This window comes from Desulfovibrio faecalis (assembly GCF_053570625.1).
Genome location: NZ_JBRBQR010000001.1, coordinates 618,969 through 632,835 on the forward strand (window position 1 = coordinate 618,969; position 13,867 = coordinate 632,835).

12 protein-coding genes are annotated in these 13,867 nt (G+C 60.0%); 2 read left to right on the forward strand and 10 right to left on the reverse strand.

The features are described from left to right. Window positions 1-25 precede the first annotated feature (25 nt). The 10 genes from ACUZ79_RS02680 to ACUZ79_RS02725 form a co-directional block, all read right to left on the reverse strand. Window positions 26-1,009 carry a hypothetical protein gene (locus ACUZ79_RS02680; RefSeq protein WP_449250641.1) on the reverse strand — a complete coding sequence of 328 codons (984 nt, stop codon included), beginning with the start codon at window positions 1,007-1,009 and terminating at the stop codon, window positions 26-28. Window positions 1,010-1,076: 67 nt separating this feature from the next. Further along, a complete protein-coding gene (gene pnp / locus ACUZ79_RS02685) occupies window positions 1,077-3,317 on the reverse strand; it encodes a polyribonucleotide nucleotidyltransferase (RefSeq protein ID WP_240823470.1) in 2,241 nt (746 codons plus the stop codon). A gap of 170 nt (window positions 3,318-3,487) precedes the next feature. Then, on the reverse strand, window positions 3,488-3,757 hold the full coding sequence (rpsO, locus tag ACUZ79_RS02690; RefSeq protein WP_022659913.1) for a 30S ribosomal protein S15: 270 nt from the start codon (window positions 3,755-3,757) through the stop codon (window positions 3,488-3,490). A 24-nt stretch (window positions 3,758-3,781) separates the two neighbouring features. Further along, window positions 3,782-4,717, reverse strand: a complete 936-nt coding sequence (truB, locus tag ACUZ79_RS02695; protein WP_449252155.1) for a tRNA pseudouridine(55) synthase TruB — start codon at window positions 4,715-4,717, stop codon at window positions 3,782-3,784. A gap of 178 nt (window positions 4,718-4,895) precedes the next feature. Then, complete coding sequence (locus ACUZ79_RS02700) at window positions 4,896-5,924, reverse strand: DHH family phosphoesterase (protein WP_449250642.1); 1,029 nt, start codon at window positions 5,922-5,924, stop codon at window positions 4,896-4,898. Further along, on the reverse strand, window positions 5,911-6,201 hold the full coding sequence (locus tag ACUZ79_RS02705; RefSeq protein WP_240823675.1) for a DUF503 domain-containing protein: 291 nt from the start codon (window positions 6,199-6,201) through the stop codon (window positions 5,911-5,913). Before ACUZ79_RS02705 ends, ACUZ79_RS02700 begins: the two co-directional genes overlap by 14 nt. Before the next feature lie 210 nt (window positions 6,202-6,411). Then, window positions 6,412-9,411 carry a translation initiation factor IF-2 gene (infB, locus tag ACUZ79_RS02710; protein WP_449250643.1) on the reverse strand — a complete coding sequence of 1,000 codons (3,000 nt, stop codon included), beginning with the start codon at window positions 9,409-9,411 and terminating at the stop codon, window positions 6,412-6,414. Further along, window positions 9,401-9,664 carry a YlxR family protein gene (locus ACUZ79_RS02715; protein ID WP_449250644.1) on the reverse strand — a complete coding sequence of 88 codons (264 nt, stop codon included), beginning with the start codon at window positions 9,662-9,664 and terminating at the stop codon, window positions 9,401-9,403. The genes infB and ACUZ79_RS02715 overlap by 11 nt, the downstream gene beginning before the upstream one ends. Further along, the gene (nusA, locus tag ACUZ79_RS02720; RefSeq protein ID WP_240823473.1) at window positions 9,651-10,964 is read right to left on the reverse strand and encodes a transcription termination factor NusA; all 1,314 of its coding nucleotides are present in this window, start codon (window positions 10,962-10,964) and stop codon (window positions 9,651-9,653) included. The genes ACUZ79_RS02715 and nusA overlap by 14 nt, the downstream gene beginning before the upstream one ends. Window positions 10,965-11,073: 109 nt before the next feature. Continuing rightward, entirely contained in the window at window positions 11,074-11,796 is a 723-nt protein-coding gene (locus tag ACUZ79_RS02725) for a ribosome maturation factor RimP (RefSeq protein WP_240823474.1), read from the reverse strand. A 155-nt stretch (window positions 11,797-11,951) separates the two neighbouring features. Here ACUZ79_RS02725 and ACUZ79_RS02730 point away from each other — a divergent pair, with 155 nt between their 5' ends. Continuing rightward, on the forward strand, window positions 11,952-12,221 hold the full coding sequence (locus ACUZ79_RS02730; RefSeq protein ID WP_240823475.1) for a hypothetical protein: 270 nt from the start codon (window positions 11,952-11,954) through the stop codon (window positions 12,219-12,221). 32 nt (window positions 12,222-12,253) lie between these two features. Then, window positions 12,254-13,792 (forward strand): methyl-accepting chemotaxis protein, encoded by a 1,539-nt coding sequence (locus ACUZ79_RS02735; RefSeq protein WP_449250645.1) that lies wholly within the window; start codon window positions 12,254-12,256, stop codon window positions 13,790-13,792. The last annotated feature ends 75 nt before the right edge of the window (window positions 13,793-13,867 follow it).

A 13,867-nucleotide genomic window follows, 5' to 3' on the forward strand; every position in this document is an offset into this window, starting at 1 on the left:
GCCCGTGGCGCGGCCCTTCAGAAGATTATTGCTGCGGTCCCTGGTCAATGTCAATGATACGGCCTTGCAGCCATACATAGGCATCAATTTCGTGTCCCGCTTCTGGTTCGTAGTCGCCCAGAACCATCTTGGAGGCGTAAACAGCCAGACGCATAGGCTGCCTGTCCTCAAAGGGAAAGCTGAGGTAGAGCAGCTTTACGGGCATTTTTTCAAGCTGGCAGTCCTTCACTTCTTCAATGGTGGCGCGCATCTGGTATTCGCAGAAATTACGGCCAGGCATGATGAGGTGACGATTGCTGACGCTCACCTTGAGAGGCGGAACGTCCAGGCGGGTTTTGCCGGGGTTTTCGGCAAGCCACGCCTCGGCATAGGCCTCGTAGCGCACGCCCTGGGTGATGGTGATTTCGTCCAGCAGGGCCTTACGCAGGCCAAGGGCGAGGCCAGCCAGCAAAAATGTGTGCATGACGCCGGGGGTGAGGTCGTCCTTGTCGCGTCCATACAGCGGGTCGTAAAACCACATGGGGTTTTTACCTTCAAGCATGGTCACGGCCACGTTGGCCTCAACGCCGGTCTGCCAGGGGTGCACGTTGTCAACCGTGAGGTCGTTGGGCAGCCCTTCAAGCAGGGGGGTGGCGGTAACTGGGGCAAGCTTTTCCCCTTCCTCGCCAGCCACAAGCACGGCAGCCCTCACGGGCTGATCCTGCGGCCATGCCAGCAGAATGTGATCCTTGCCGTCACGTTTCCACTGCCATGAGGGGCGGGTGCCGCCATCGTGCATGACGGTGGTGGCAATCTGGCCCATGATGGCGGCGGGATTTTGCCCCGTCAGTACAGCCCAGGCATCGCCAAGGGTTTCTGTATGCCCACGGTTGGCGGCAGCCAGTTTTGCTTCCAGCTCTTCGGCAGTAGGAGCCTGATCGGCAAGAGGATTGCCGTCGCTGTCAACGCGAACCCATTCTTCGGCTTCGGTTTCGGCAGCCTGAATCTTGTTTTCAGCTTTTTTGGCCATGAAATATTCCTTTCATCGCGCGGTCAGGGCGCTGGCCGGAGGGTGTCCGGCCAGCGCGCAATACAATTTAACGTCTGTCGCCACGGTCGCGGCGGTCACGCCCGCCACGGTCACCACGGCCATTTCTGTCGCCACGGTCGCCCCTGTCGGAACGGGGAGGACGGGCGGTTTCTTCGGGATTCCAGGGGTGCCCCTGTTCTTCAAGCAGCACGGCCTTGCGGCTGGCGCGGATGCGGTCGCCGTTGATTTCAATGACCTTGACCATCATGTCTTCGCCAAGGCGAGCGACGTCGCCGGGCTGTTCCACGCGGTTAACGTCAAGCTGCGACACGTGCACAAGGGCTTCCACATTGGGCAGCACTTCCACGATGGCGCCGATTTCCATGATTTTGCGCACCTTGGCAAGATAGTTCTTGCCGAGGTCGGGGCGCTGGTCATAGTACGAAACCATTTCGCGGGCTTTTTCCAGGGCTTCAGCCGTGGGGGCGAAGATGGACACGCGGCCCGTATCTTCAATGTCCACAGATGCGCCTGTAGCTGCGGTGATGGCCTTGATGTTCTTGCCGCCGGGGCCAATGATGAGGCGGATGATGTCCGGATTCACGAACACTTCGGCATGCTGGGGGGCAAAGCGCGAAAGTTCCTTGCGCGGTTCGCCAATGGCCTTCGCCATTTCTTCCAGAATGTGATGGCGGCCTTCGTGGGCCTGCTTCATGGCGGCGCGCATGATCTCGGTGGTGAGGCCGGTGATCTTGATGTCCATCTGCACGCCGGTCACGCCTTCAGCGGTACCTGCGATCTTGAAGTCCATGTCGCCGAGGGCGTCTTCGTCACCAAGAATGTCGGTGAGCACGATGAACTTGTCGCCTTCCTTGATGAGGCCCATGGCCACACCAGCCACAGGGGCGCTGATGGGCACGCCTGCATCCATGAGGGAAAGCGAGCCGCCGCACACGGCAGCCATAGAGGAGGAGCCGTTGGATTCGAGAGTCTCGGACACAACGCGCAGGGTAAAGGGAAAATCAGCGTCAGCGGGCAGCACGGGGCGCAGGGACTTTTCAGCCAGGGCGCCGTGGCCGATTTCGCGGCGCGAAACGCGCACGGGCTTGACCTCGCCCACAGAGAAAGGCGGGAAGTTGTAGTGCAGCATAAAGCGCTTGGTCACGTCGCCGGTGAGCGAATCCATGCGCTGTTCGTCAGTGGAAGAACCAAGGGTCGTCACAACCATGGACTTGGTTTCGCCACGGCGGAACAGGGCGGAGCCGTGGGCGCGGGGCAGCAGGCCGGTCTGGATCTGGATGGGGCGCACGGTCTTGGTGTCGCGGCCGTCAATGCGCGTGCCTTCGTTGACAATACGTGCGCGCACCAGCTTCTTTTCCAGGTCGGAGAGCATGTCGCCCACGCTCTTGAGCGCGGCGTCGTTTTCGGCCCAGGCCGGATCGCTCTTGAGGTTTTCCATGACCTTTTCTTTCACGGCCTTGCGGGCGTCCTTGCGGGCCATCTTTTCAGGCACGCGCAGGGCTTCTTCCAGGCCAGCGGCAAGGGCCAGTTCCTTCACGCGGGCAACCAGAACCGGGTCGTCGGCGTGGGGGGTAAAGGCCATCTTGGGCTTGCCGGCAAGTTCGCGCAGCTTGAGCTGGGCTTCAACCAGGGGCTGAATCTGCTGGCGGCCCCATTCAAGAGCGTCGATGATGACTTCTTCGGGCACAAAGCGGGCTTCGCCTTCCACCATGGTGAGCGCATCGGCGGAGGCGGCAAACACGATGTTGAGGTCGCTCTGTTCCTGCTGCTCAAAGGTGGGGTTCAGCACAAACTGCCCATTGATGCGGCCAATGCGGCCACCGGCCACAGGGCCGTCAAAGGGCAGGGGCGAAAGCATGACAGCGGCGGAAGCGCCCGTAAGCGCCAGCACATCGGAGTCGTTCACCTGATCGGCAGAAATGACGCTGGCAAGAACCTGCACGTCTTCGTTCAGGCCCTTCTTGGGGAAGAGCGGACGCAGCGGGCGGTCGATCAGGCGGGAAACCAGGGTTTCACGTTCGGAAGGACGGCCGATTTCACGGCGGAAAAAGCTGCCGGGGATGCGGCCAGCGGCGTACATTTTTTCGGAGTATTCAACGGTAAGGGGGAAGAATCCCTTGTCGAATTCAAGCGTCTGCGAGCACACGGTGACGAGTACCACGGTGCCGCCGCACTGAATCCACACAGAACCGTGGGCCTGATTGGCCATACGGCCTGTTTCAAGGATAACTTCCTTGCCGCCGACCATGGCTGTAACCCTGATGGGTTCAAAAATATCTTGATACATAAAAAATCCTTTGCGTCGTGCGAAGGGGATTCCGGCAAAAGCGGGCAGATCCTCGGCCATTGGCCTCTGCCTGATTTTCCCGGACCCCCCTTCTTCGCGTTTTGTACCCTCGATGGGGTTGATTCAAGCAACAAGGGGGAGCGCTGGCTCCCCCTTGCGCGACAGAAGTCTTACTTGCGCAGACCGAGCTTTTCGATAAGAGCGCGGTAACGCTGAACGTCTTTCTTCTTCAGATAGTTCAGAATGTTGCGACGGCGGCCAACCAGCTTGAGCAGACCAGTGCGGGAGTGGAAGTCCTTCTTGTGTTCTTTGAAGTGACCGGTGAGGTCTTCAATACGGGCGGTGAGCAGAGCCACCTGAACTTCCGGGGAACCGGTGTCGCCTTCATGTTTGGCGTGGGCATCAATAACCGTTTTCTTGTCGCTGGCATCCATTACCACAGCAGTACTCCTTGATAGTCGGGGTTAGTTCCAAAGTCCCCGCAACACGGTCCAACATGGGCCAGCGGGCGTGGTTTCGAGCTGCGCCAGAGCCAGAGCAGTGCCCTGTTCAAGCAGCAGCGCAAAGCCTTCCGCAGGCTCGGCATCTGTCGCGCCCGGCTCGGGGGCATCCACTTGCGCGGGAGCTTCCGGGCGGCATGGCACGGCTATGCCGTTGCGCACACGAGCGGCTTCATCCGGCGTGAGATCTACCTTGCGCCAGTGGGGCAGTGCTTCCGCAATGGGACGCACGCAACCCGGCAACAGGGCGGGATCAGCCGTGAAGTCCGCAGGATCGCGGGCCACATCGAGGCCGAAGGGGTGACTATACTCCCGGGTCAGTTCTGTGAGCACGGCTCCACACCCTAAGCGCGTCCCCAAGCTGTGGGCCAGGGAGCGTATATAGGTGCCAGAACTGCAAGCGACCCGAAAGCTCACAAACGGAAGACTCACTTCGAGTGTTTCCGCCTGCGAAATTTTTATGCGTTTGACCTTGGCAGGGGCTTCTACACCCTTGCGCGCCAGTTTGTAGAGCGGCTGGCCTTCGTGCTTGGCCGCTGAATAGGGCGGCACGGCCTGCTCGGCAAGCTCAAGCCATGCGGCGACCTCGCGGCGCACGTCAGCTTCGCTCACATGCTCCCACGGCGCTTCGGCCACAACTTTGCCTTCAATATCCCATGTGTCGGTGGCCTGTCCCAGCCGCAACGTGCCGCTGTAAACCTTGCCGCCGCCAGCCAGCAGATGGCCTGAAAGCTTGGTGGCCTGTCCCAGCAAAACAAGCAGAACTCCTGATGCCAAAGGATCAAGAGTGCCTGCATGCCCGATCTTTTTTTGCCCAAGGCGTTTGATAGCCGTGAGGCAACGGGCCGAGGTGGGGCCGGAGGGCTTGCGCAACACCAGAATGCCGTGCTGCTGGGGCAACTGGGCCGCCCCGGAGCTTTTTGCCGGCTGCCGGTCTGGGGTGCTGGGTGCGGCAACAGCCGCTGTGGTCATACTCATACGCAAGTTGCAACCATAGCCGCAGAGCGGGCATAAGTCAAAAAAATATCGGCGACAAAGGCCACTGGGGGAGCCAAAACCGAGAAAAAGCAGAAAACTGTTACTCGCCGGACGAACCCAGAGCTTCGGCGTCCAGTTCTTGGGCAATGGCAGCAAGCAGCTGGGCGCTTGCCGCGTCCATATCTGCCCTCACGGTGCCGCCCGCAGCATTGCGGTGCCCGCCGCCGCCAAGTCTGGCCGCTGCGGCGCGCACGTCTACCGCGCCATAGGAGCGCAGGCTGAATTTGCAGCAGGCCGGGGAATCCTCCCGCAGCACAGCGGCCACCTGAACGCCGCGCAAACGGCGCAGTTGTTCCACAAAGCCTTCGAGGTCTTCCTTCAGCGCCCCGCATTTGCGCAGGTCTTCAAGATAGACTGGACAAAAACAGACGCTGCCGTTGCGCTCAAGGTGCGCCCGCTGCAAAAGCTGGCCCCAGAGGGTCAGGCGGCCACGGCTCCAGCTATTTTCAAGATGTTCGCGCAACTGGGCAATATTACAGCCATGCTCAACCAGATGGGCCGTGAGGTAGAGCACCTCGGCGCTGGTATTGCCGTGGCAGAAGCCGCCAGTGTCGGTAATGATGCCAAGGGCCAGGGCGTTTGCCAGCTCGCCAGTAAGGGGCAGGCCTGCGGCCAGGGCCACATAGGCCATGAGCTGGGCTGTGGCCGCTGCCTGGGGTTCAACCCAGTTTGCCACGTTCCCCATGCCGTTGCCGCCGAGGTGGTGGTCAATATTCAGGGTTTGCATATCCGGCAGGCGACCCGCCAGCTCGCGCCCAAGGCGTTCGGGTTCGCCGCAGTCAAGCAGCACCGCGCAGCGCGGCTTGAAGGGCGGATGCTCCAGCGTTGTGTGCACAAAGCCCGGCGTGGAAAAAAAATCCAGATATCCCGGCAGGCCTGGCTGGGCGTAGAGCATGAATTCCTTGCCCATGGAGCGCAGAATATGCCCAGCAGCCGCCACCGCGCCTGCAGCATCACCGTCAGGATTCACATGGGCGGCCACAATAACCTGATCCACATGGCGAAAAGCTTCGGCCATGCGTTCCGCACCTTCGCGGAATTGCTGGGGAATGAGTTCAGTCCGCTGCATATATCTCCACCTGGCTATCCGTCATTTCCTCGGGGCAGACCGCTTCCATCATGAGCGCGCATTTGTCCATGCGGCTGCGCAGATGGGTCTCGCTGTTGGAAATGGATACCACTGCAAGCCGCAGGCGGGAGAGACTGTCTTCTGTTCCCGCTTCGGCTATGGCTACATTAAATTTGTTTCTGGTCTTCTGTTTCAGGCTGTTGGCAACGCGGCGCTTGGCCTTGAGATTGTCGTTGCCTTCCAGGCTGAATTCTACGGTAAGAACCGCCATAAACATGGACATAGGCTGGATTCCTGCCGGGCGAAAGGCATTTTGCAGGCTTGTCGCCTTGTGGCGGCAAGGGGTCGGCGGCGTGCTTTTGGCCCTTGGGGCTCCTTCCGGCACAGCCGAAGAATACAGATATGGCCTGAAAGGCTGTCTGTCAAAGGCATGTATGCAAAAAAAGAAGGGAGGCCAGTAAGCGGCCTCCCTTCCCATAATCACTGTTTAAAGAGTGGCGGCTTCTTCGACGGTTTCAAAGGCTTCAATGATGTCGCCGATCTTCACGTCGTTGAAGTTTTCAAGGCCCACGCCGCACTCGTTGCCCTTAACCACTTCCTTGGAGTCGTCCTTGAAGCGCTTGAGGGAAGAGATTTTGCCCGTGTAGACCACCACGCCGTCGCGCAGCAGGCGTACGCCGGCATTGCGGGCGATCTTGCCGTCAGCCACGTAGGAACCGGCGATAAGGCCGACCTTGGGCACGCTGAAGGTGTCGCGCACTTCGGCCTGACCGAGGTACACTTCACGCTGCACAGGGGCGAGCATGCCGGCCATGGCGCTCTTGATATCGTCCACGAGCTTGTAGATAATCTCGTAGAAGCGGATATCCACGTTTTCGTGGTCGGCCACATCCTTGATCTTGGAAGTGGGACGCACGTTGAAGCCGATAATGATGGCCTGCGAGGCAGAAGCCAGCAGGATGTCGGATTCCGTGATTGCGCCTGTGCCGCCGTGCACCACGTTGATGCGTACCTTTTCCGTGCTCTGCTTGTTCAGAGCTTCGGTGATGGCTTCCAGGCTGCCCTGCACGTCCGCCTTGACCACAAGGTTGAGCGTCAGGGTTTCCTGATCGGACTTGCGCTGCGACAGGAAGGTTTCAAGGGTGACGCGCGATTCGGAGGCCAAATCGCGTTCACGCTGCTTGACCGCGCGGGAATCGGCGATGCGGCGGGCGACCTTTTCGTCGGACACCACAAAGAATTCCTCACCAGCTTCCGGCACGCCTTCAAAGCCCTGTACTTCCACAGGCAGCGAGGGGCCGGCGTCCTTGACCTTCTTGCCCTGGTCGCTCACGAGAGCGCGCACACGGCCCGAGAAGGTGCCGCACACAAAGCTGTCGCCCTGGCGCAGGGTGCCTTCCTGAATGAGCACGGTGGCGATGGGGCCACGGCCCTTGTCGAGCTTGGCTTCCACGATATGACCGCGAGCGGGCTTGTCGGGGTTGGCCTTGAGCTCCATAATTTCAGACTGGAGGGCCACCATTTCGAGCAGTTCGTCCAGACCCATGCGGCTCTTGGCCGAAACCTTGGCAACGATGGTGTCACCGCCCCATTCTTCGGCCTGCAAACCAAGTTCGGCCAGTTCGCGCAGTACGCGGTCAGGCTCGGCGCCGGGCTTGTCCATCTTGTTCACGGCCACCATAATGGGAACATTGGCGGCACGGGAGTGGTTGATGGCTTCGCGGGTCTGCTCCATGACGCCGTCGTCGGCGGCGACCACAAGAATAACAAGGTCGGTGACCTGAGCGCCACGGGCGCGCATGGCGGTGAAGGCTTCGTGGCCGGGCGTGTCGAGGAACACGATTTCGCCGCGTTTGGTCTTCACATGGTATGCGCCTATGTGCTGCGTGATGCCGCCGGCTTCGCCGCTGGTGACGTTGGACTTGCGTATGGCGTCGAGCAGCGAGGTTTTACCGTGGTCAACGTGACCCATAATGGTAACAACAGGCGGGCGCGGCTTGAGAGTTTCAGGCGCGTCCACTTCCTTGGGAACCAGATAATCGTCTTCAGAAAAGCCGACTTTTTCAACTTCATAGCCGAATTCTGCGGCCACCAGAGTGGCGGTGTCGATATCCAGCGTCTGGTTGATGGTCGCCATGATGCCAAGACCAAAGAGTACCTTGATGATCTCGTTGGCCTTAAGACCCATCTGGTGGGCCATGTCGGCAACGCGGATGGCTTCGGTAATACGGATCTTGCGCTTGGCGGCCTTGAGCGGCTGGGTGGACTGAGGCACCACAGAAGAACGGCCCGACTTGCGGCGGCCCTTGCCTCTGTTCAGGCGACCACTGTCGTCGTCATCGCTGCGGCGGCCAAAATCACCCTGCTGGAAATCAACAGTACGGCGACCCTTGAGGCGTTTTTTCTTGCTCTGCCCATCGCGTGTGTCGGAAGGGGACGCAGGTGCTGCCTGCTGCCCAAAGCCGCCTGCGGGGCCACCGGGACGGGGGCCGCCAGCAGAACGCGGCGCGCCGCCGGGGCCACCGGGGCCGCCAGGACGGGGACCGCCGGGACGGGGAGGCCTGCCAGCGCCGTCTCTGGGCGGATAGCCACCGGGGCGGCTGTCGCCAGTGCGGGCGGGGCGGGCATCCTGCGTGGGCGTAGCGCCGGGAACAGGACGGGAAATAATGCGAACCTGCGGCGTTGCCGGAGCTTCCGCACGGGGCGAGCGGCGGGGCGCGGCCCCTTCCTCGCCGTCTTCACTGGCGCGGGTTTCGGCAGAACGCTGGGGCAGGGTAGGCGCAGATGAGCCTTCGGGCATGGCCGAGGCGTCGGGGCGCGCCACGCGGGCCTTGGCGGCCTTGTCCTGCGCTTCAGTCTTGTCGGCGTGGGGCTTTTCAGCCGGAGCCTTTGCGGAAACGGCTTCCACCACAGGGGCGGCAGGGGCCGCTTCTGGCGCAGGGGCAGATTCCACTGCTGCGGGAGCCGGAGCTTCCACAACCTCGGGTTCTTTCTGATCGCTGGGGCGGCTGATAACGCGCGCTGGCGAAATGACCTTGGCAGGTTTGACGATGCGGGCCTTGTGCTCGGCAGCGGGGGCCGGTTCCTGCGCGGGCTTGGAAGCCTTGGGCGCAACGGGCTCGGCAGCGGCAGCAGGGGCTGCCGGGGTCGCTTCAGCCACGGCTTCTACCACAGGGGCAGTTTCCTTGGGCGCTTCGGTTTCAACCGGTGCGGCAACGGGGGCTTCCTGCGCTGCGGTTTCGGCTTCCTGCGGGGAGTCCTTGCGGCGGCGGCGCACGATGACGTCGCGCTGCGAACCGGCACGCTCCGCATCAACCTGTTTCTGTTCGGCAAAGTAGTCGCGCAAGCGAGTGGCCTCCTCTGAGGTGACGGAACCAGTAGCGGATTTTACCGGCAGGCCGAGCTCACGCGCGACACGCAGTATATCCTTGGGATCCTGCGAGATATCCCCGCCAAGATCCTTAATTTTTATTTTATCATCGGACATGTTTTCCCCCCTTGCGCCGTGTTCCGGGTCTGAATTTCGCGAACTTGGCCGCGCAGACAGGATCGGAACATACATACCAGCCTCTGCCCGGTCTGGTTTTTTCTGCGTCTAAAGTCAAAATTCCCTGCTCCGCCAGTACGTGGCGGTCGAGATCGGCCTTGGGAAAGCGGCGGCGGCAGATGACGCACATGCGCTCCGGCCCGTCACAGGGCTGCTCCCCGACTTCAACGGGCGCAGCGTTATTCTTTTGCATCTCCGCTTTCCGTGGCTGCGGGCATTTTCAGCTCCACTGCCGAGGATTCGGGAGTGCTCTCCACAATCGGGGCCAGGAAGTTGATGGCCGAGCGCAGGTCGGCAATGCGCGCCGCGCTGATAGTGAGCTTGTCGGCCAGTTCCTGGTCCGTAGCCTCGCGCAGGTTGTCCAGCGAGCTGTAGCCCGCGGCCAGAAGCGCCTCAATGGAAACTTCCGCCACGCTGGCAACCTGTTCAAGGCCGTGCCCAATGGCGTTGGCCTCGTTGTAGCGGGTTTCGGTAAAGATATCGACCTTCCAGCCCAGCAGGCGCGCGGCCAGCTTGACGTTCTGCCCCTTGCGCCCGATGGCGTTGGTGAGCTGATCGTCAGGCACGATGACTTCCAGAAGATTTTCTTCTTCGTCCACCACGATGCGCGAAACCAGGGCCGGGGCCAAAGCGTTGCGGGCATAGGTGGCGATGTCTGCGCTCCAGACAACAATGTCGATGCGCTCGCCATGCAGTTCCTGCACGATGTTCTGAATGCGCGAACCGCGCACGCCAACGCATGCGCCCACGGGATCCACATCGCGCTCACGCGAAAGCACGGCAACCTTGGCGCGGGAACCGGGATCGCGGGCAACGCCCATGATCTGCACCACGCCATCGTCAACTTCAGGCACTTCACGGCGGAACAGGGCGGCCATGTAATCGCGGTGCGAACGCGAAACAACAACCTGCGGGCCGCGTCCTTCCTGGCGTACCTCAATGATGAGGGCCTGCACACGGTCGCCGCGTTTGTAATGTTCGCGGGGAATCTGTTCCTCACGGGGCAGTATGGCCTCGGTGCGGCCAAGGTTCACAACCCAGCCGCCCTTGTCGCGGCGCTGCACGATGCCGGATACAATTTCGCCCACGCGGTCCTTGTATTCGGTGTAGATGATTTCCTGCTCCGCATCACGCATGCGCTGGATGATAACCTGCTTGGCAGACTGGGCGGCAATGCGGCCAAGGTCTTCGACCTTGACGCGGAAGCCCATTTCATCGTCCACCTGCACGGAGGGATCATGCTTGATCGCTTCGGAGTATTCGATCTGCGTGTCAGGATTGGCAACGTCGTCGTCGTCCATGACGATTTTGAACTGGTAGACCTCAATGTCGCCTGTCTCGTCATTGTAGGTCACTTCCACGTCCATATCTTCGCTGAAGCGGCGCAGCACCGAAGTGCGCACCGCGTCTTCAAGCGTGTCGATGAGCATGTTGCGGTCAAGGCCTTTGTCCTTGCTGATCTGGTCAATGGCCTTTTTAAGTTCAAGATTCATGGGTGCCTCCGGCTGCTGGCGCTGCGGCGAAAATATCTCTGGTTCCTGCTCTATTCACGGCGGCCAGTGATTCTGGCCATGCCAAGCGAGTGTGCAGTTGCGTCAGGTTTTACTGGTTCTCTTCAGAACCACTGGATTTTGTTTTCTTTTCCTTGCGGGGCTTGGCCTCCGCCTTGGCGGTGGGCGCTTTGGCGCGGCCCTTGCCAGGCTTTTGCGGCTGCCTGAAAATATACATGCGGCTTGCCCTGCGCACGGCATCCCAGGGGATGCTGACCGGCGGCAGGTTTTCGGGTGTCACCTCGCCCTCGGGCGAGATGGTGGCTGGCGCCAGGGTGAATGCATTTTCTTCAACGGAAAGCAGGGTGCCGCGCCACAAGCGGCGGGGGCCGCCGTGCGAGGGGTTGGGCCCTTCAGGCGAACCTTCGTTGATGGCAACGGCCCTGAGCAGGCGGGCTTCTACCACATCACCAATATAGTGGCGCATCTGGTCAAGGCTGAAGAAAAGTCGCGTCAGGCCGGGGGTGGAGACCTCCAGCACATACGCCTCGGGAATGGTATCTTCCACCTCAAGGGCGAGGCCGATGTGGCGTGAGATATGCTCGCATTGCTCAAGGGTGGCAGAAAGCGCGACCAAGGCTGGCGCATCAATGTCGTCGGTGTCGGCGGGGGCGGGCTTGGTGCCGGATTCCGCAGAAAACGGCACGTCTACAAAGAGCCGAACCACTGTGCGCCCGGCGCGGACGATTTCCACTCCCCAGATAACCAGGCCCAGCGATGTTGCGAGGGGCTCGGCCAAACTGGTGATGGTTTCTTTGAGTACGTCGTCGGTCATTCGTTTCTTAGAGCATTCCTTTGCGCTGAAAATGCGCTTGCCTGGCGGGTTTGCCCTGTCACAAGGACAAAAAAAAGGGGGCCCATTCAGGCCACCCCGCAGGAACTGCGTTCCGCATCAGGATGTAGCAGTGGCGCGAACGCCAGCCGCTTTGAATGAGTTTCATTATCTTGGTGAAAAAAAATTGTCAAGATGTTTGTGCAATGCGGGCAAGATATGCTGAGGTGAGTTGTCGTACCTTGATTGATGAAGTATGGATACCACCAAATGGTAAAAATGGTCCTTTTTTTCTGAAAACTAATTTTTTTCCAAAAACTGCCGAAATGCAGAGTGAGAAGAGAATAGTCCGGGACAGCGGCATTAGGGGGCTGCTGTTCCGTTTTGTACACGATGGCATGCAGACGGCAAGTTTTTGCCAAGCATAAAAAGTTTTTGCGTTTTAAAGTGAGGTGGCTCAGTGAACGGTAAATTCCTTTTGTACAGTTGCGTATCAGCGCTGCTGGCAGCGGGTCTTGGTTTTGGCGTAAATCAGCTTGCGGGTTTGCCCGTTTTTGCTCTTATAGTGACCGCCCTTGTGGCGGCCTTTGGGGCGTTTGCTGCCGGTCGTGCGTTTGCAAACGGGGCTTTGCGTGAGGCTGGTGAAGCTGTCTGCGCCGTGGCGGCCAATCCAAGCCGAAGCCTGAACAATACTGATCCCTCTCTTGCTCCGCTGTTTGCAAGTCTTGAAGACCTGCGACAGGCTTTTAAACACGACAGGGAATATAAAGACGGCATCCTGCGTGGTCTGCCCATGCCGTACCTCTTGGTGGACACCAACGAGCGCGCGCTCAGCACCAACAGGGCATGTCTGAACATGCTGGAAATCGACGACAGCATTGAATCCTGCCTTGGCAAAACCCTGGCCCATCTGTTTTATAACGATCCCACGCGTAAAACCGCCGTGGGAAAGAGCATGGCAACGGGCGAGTGCTTCAAGAATCTTGAAGTGACCATCGGCGGACACAAGGGCGGCAAGGTCAACGTGCTCGCCAACGTGTTTCCCATTTACAATGCCGAGGGTGCCTGCATTGGCGGCATGTGCGTGTATGTGGACATGACCGCGCTCAATGAGGCGCAGCGCCAGATCACGGAGAAGAACCAGCGTATGGCCGAAGTGGCGCAGGCGCTGGAAGAAACCATGGATGAACTGGCCCAGATTGTGGTGGCCCTTACCGGCAGCATCCGGCAGTCGGACAAAAATGCCGCCATTGCCGCAGGGCAGCTTAAAGAGGCCGCCTCATCCATGGGCCACATGAACGCCAGAGTGCAGGAAGTTGCTGGCAATGCGGATAAAGCCGCCGAAGCTTCAGGCCACACAATGTCAAAGGCCACCACAGGGGCGGAAGTTGTGCAGAACGCCCTGCACGGCATTGAAAACGTGCACCGTGTCACCCTTGAACTGCGTACGGATATGGCCACGCTGGAATCACATGCCAGAGCCATTACCGAAATCATGAACGTTATTTCGGATATTGCCGACCAGACCAACCTGCTGGCTCTTAATGCCGCCATTGAAGCGGCCCGTGCTGGCGAAGCCGGGCGGGGTTTTGCCGTGGTGGCCGATGAAGTGCGTAAACTGGCAGAAAAAACCATGGCTTCCACAACAGATGTGGGCCGTGCCATTGAGGCCATTCAGCAAAGCGCCGCCAAGAGCATGTCGTCCATGGACAATGCCGTACAGCAGGTGGAGCAGGCCACAGACTATGCCAAGCAGTCTGGTGAGGCGCTGGACGCCATCGTGGGCACGGTGGAAAACACCGTAGGGCAGGTCAAGGCCATCGCCGCTGCCAGTGAAGAGCAGTCAGCCGCCAGCGAGCAGATCACCCACACCATCGATCAGGTGAACCACATGGTGGCCGACACGTCCCAATCCATGGGCCAGGCCAGCATGGAAACCGACAAGCTTCAGGAACTGACCGACAAGCTGGAAGACCTGACAGCGCAACTCAAAGTGTAGCGCTGTTTTTTGCCTCAAGGCAGTATAAGACCCGTTGCAGCCGGATAGCGCGATAAACGCGCAATATCTCCTGCA

Excerpts from the sequence above, each read along its gene's own strand:
- ACUZ79_RS02730 (WP_240823475.1), top strand. The coding sequence starts at position 11,952 with ATGAGTTTCATTATCTTGGTGAAAAAAAATTGTCAAGATGTTTGTGCA.
- pnp (WP_240823470.1), bottom strand. The coding sequence starts at position 3,317 with ATGTATCAAGATATTTTTGAACCCATCAGGGTTACAGCCATGGTCGGC.
- nusA (WP_240823473.1), bottom strand. The coding sequence starts at position 10,964 with ATGAATCTTGAACTTAAAAAGGCCATTGACCAGATCAGCAAGGACAAA.
- infB (WP_449250643.1), bottom strand. The coding sequence starts at position 9,411 with ATGTCCGATGATAAAATAAAAATTAAGGATCTTGGCGGGGATATCTCG.
- ACUZ79_RS02715 (WP_449250644.1), bottom strand. The coding sequence starts at position 9,664 with ATGCAAAAGAATAACGCTGCGCCCGTTGAAGTCGGGGAGCAGCCCTGT.
- ACUZ79_RS02680 (WP_449250641.1), bottom strand. The coding sequence starts at position 1,009 with ATGGCCAAAAAAGCTGAAAACAAGATTCAGGCTGCCGAAACCGAAGCC.
- ACUZ79_RS02725 (WP_240823474.1), bottom strand. The coding sequence starts at position 11,796 with ATGACCGACGACGTACTCAAAGAAACCATCACCAGTTTGGCCGAGCCC.
- ACUZ79_RS02700 (WP_449250642.1), bottom strand. The coding sequence starts at position 5,924 with ATGCAGCGGACTGAACTCATTCCCCAGCAATTCCGCGAAGGTGCGGAA.
- ACUZ79_RS02705 (WP_240823675.1), bottom strand. The coding sequence starts at position 6,201 with ATGTTTATGGCGGTTCTTACCGTAGAATTCAGCCTGGAAGGCAACGAC.